General features: G+C 63.2%; 3 protein-coding genes. All 3 read right to left on the bottom strand.

Going from position 1 to position 2599, the window contains the following annotated elements:
- Positions 1-162 precede the first annotated feature (162 nt).
- Entirely contained in the window at positions 163-1242 is a 1080-nt protein-coding gene (locus JWQ89_RS12215; protein WP_299641374.1) for an acyltransferase family protein, read from the bottom strand.
- A gap of 694 nt (positions 1243-1936) precedes the next feature.
- Entirely contained in the window at positions 1937-2179 is a 243-nt protein-coding gene (purS, locus tag JWQ89_RS12210) for a phosphoribosylformylglycinamidine synthase subunit PurS (RefSeq protein ID WP_299641372.1), read from the bottom strand.
- Positions 2180-2223: 44 nt separating this feature from the next.
- The coding region (locus JWQ89_RS12205; protein ID WP_299641370.1) for a phosphoribosylaminoimidazolesuccinocarboxamide synthase at positions 2224-2599 on the bottom strand (376 nt) is incomplete at its 5' end.

The following is a 2599-nucleotide window of genomic DNA, read 5'->3' as shown; positions in this document are numbered from 1 at the left end:
CCCTTGTGGGAGAAGGTGCCCGAAGGGCGGATGAGGCGTTCTCTTCGCCCGCTTCGTCGCTCGTCGCTTCGCTCCGATCGCGCAACCTGCGGTTGCGGACCCCTCATCCGGCCTTCGGCCACCTTCTCCCTCAAGGGGAGAAGGCGAGTCGGAGCGCGTGGCTTATTCCGCGGGCTGCGTAACCGGCGCGAGCTTGCGGTAGCCGAGGCTGCCGGGGAGGTGGGCCCAGGCGGGGCGCTCGAACAGGAATTTGCCCCAGCCGGTCTTCTGGATCAGGCAGTAGAGCACCAGCGGCGAGAGGAGCGCTGTGGAGAGGACGATGATGCTGACGGTGCTGACGTCGGTGATGAGCCCGGTCTTGAGGATCAGCGTCCGGCTTGCCGCCATCGGGATGGAGAAGCTCAGGTAGACGACGATCGAGTGTTCGCCGAGCCAGCGCAGCCAGCCCATCCAGGGCAGCCGGATCAACAAGGCCGCGGTGAGGCACACGGCGAGCGAGCCGATGAACCCCAGAGCCAGATGGACGACGGGCAGGGCGGCATAGCCCATGGTGATGCCGCGCGGGTGCATTTCGGCGCCGCCGGCAAACACCAGGTAGCCCTCGATCAGGGCATAGGCGCCGAGCGCCAGCGCTGCGTAGAGCGGCTTCGATTGGGCCGCGGCGACGATGCGGAACGCCAGCGGGGCGAAGGCGTAGCCGGCGTAGAAGTAGACGAAGTAGGCGGCGAAGTAGTCGATCAACGTGATGTGGGTGGTGACCGGGAAGATCTGGAGTGCGGCGGCGACCGCAAAGGCAGCCCAGTGGGGCACCTTGAAGGTGTAGAGGAGCTTGGCTGCCAGCGAGTAGACCGCCAGCATGTAGATGAACCACAGCACGCCATAGGGCTCGACGATGGCCCAGGCCAGCTGGCTGGCAACGCTGCCGACATCGCCGGTACCGAGCCCGACCTTGAAGCCGATCTGCAGCACGGCCCAGAGCGCGTAGAAATAGAGGTAGTGGACGATGCGGCGGTCAGCATAGGCCATCCACGGCCGCGCGATCACCTGGCTCAGGAACAGGCCCGAGATCAGGAAGAATTCCGGCATGCGGAAGGGCGTCGCCCAGCCGATGACGTAGTGCAGAACGCCGGTGCCGTTGAGGTCCTCGCCCACGCCATAGGCAGAGTGCATCATCACGACGAGAATGATGGAGAGGCCCTTTGCGGCGTCTACCCAATCGAGGCGGTTGGTGGCGTTGGCCATGCTTAGCTCCGGAGCAAGTGTCGCATTCTAGCGTCGCCTGCCCGGACTAAAACGAAAGGCTGCAAATAGGCTTAAGCCATTTGCTTAACAGCTAAGGATTTATCGGCTGGGGCTCGGGGCAGGGCGCTACGGGGAGCCCGGCCTTGGCAAGTGCGTCCCCGGCGTCGAGCTCGTCGGGGTATCGGTCCGGCGCCTCGCCGGACCGTCATTCGCGCCTCAGAACGGCAGCGTCATGTGCGTCGCGCAGAGCATGCCGACGGTCATGAAAAACAGGGCGGAAAGCGAAAAGGTCTTGATCATCTTCAATTCGTAGGTCGGCGCGGGAGGCGCTGGGGTTGGAGCGGGTCTTAGGTCGGTTCGCGGCGTCCGGATAGTCTCGGGCCGTGCATGGCTCCAATGCACCCCGATGGCTGAATGGAGTCTGAACCGGCACGGTTAATTCCATGCCTGATGCGGGCTTGCGACTATTTGGTGACGAAGATGACGGCAGCCGCACTCACGTGGCAGAAATGCCACGGAGGAGCAGCGGAGGCTATGGATGGCGTTAGACCGGGACCGACGCGTACGCGGCGAAGAGCAGGCCGAGCGTGAGGAAGAAGGCGATCGACAGGGAGAATGTCTTGAGCATCTGGATGGTCTTTGCTGGTACTGGCTCATGGCTACGCGAGCGGCCAGCAACATAAGCGGGTGAGTCTTAAGGCGTGATTTCTATCGTGTAGTTTTCAATGACGGTGTTCGCCAAGAGCTTGTCGCACATGGCCCGGACATTGGCCTCGGCCTGTGACAAATCGGATGCACCAAGCTCGAGGTCGAACACTTTTCCCTGTCGAACGGCGCCGACCCCGGCAAAGCCGAGGCTCTTCAGCGAACCCTGGATCGCCTGACCCTGCGGATCGAGGACGCCGGATTTGAGCGTGACGGTGACGCGGGCCTTCATCGAAATTCCCGAAACAGGCGGGGCGCTGTCACCCCGCTTTGGCGCTATTGCACGAGTCGCGGACCGGTGGTCAACGCGTTGTCGGTCTCCACAAGAATACCGAGGCGCTGGGCCACTTCACGATAGGCATCGACCAGCCCGCCGAGATTCTCGCGGAAGCGGTCCTTGTCGAGCTTGTTGCGGGTCTTGATGTCCCACAGCCGGCAATTGTCGGGGCTGATCTCGTCGGCGAGGACGATTCGCATCAGGTCGCCGTCATAGAGCCGGCCGCACTCGATCTTGAAGTCGACGAGCTGGATGCCGACGCCCATGAACAGGCCTGAGAGGAAGTCATTGACGCGAATGGCGAGCGCCATGACGTCGTCGATTTCCTGCGGGCTCGCCCAGCCGAACGCGGTGATGTGCTCTTCCGACACCATC

The sequence above is a fragment of the Devosia sp. genome (assembly GCF_028290645.1).
Lineage (GTDB): Bacteria > Pseudomonadota > Alphaproteobacteria > Rhizobiales > Devosiaceae > Devosia_A.
The sequence above is the reverse complement of the archived record's forward strand: the minus strand, read 5'-3'. Positions and strand labels throughout refer to the sequence as shown.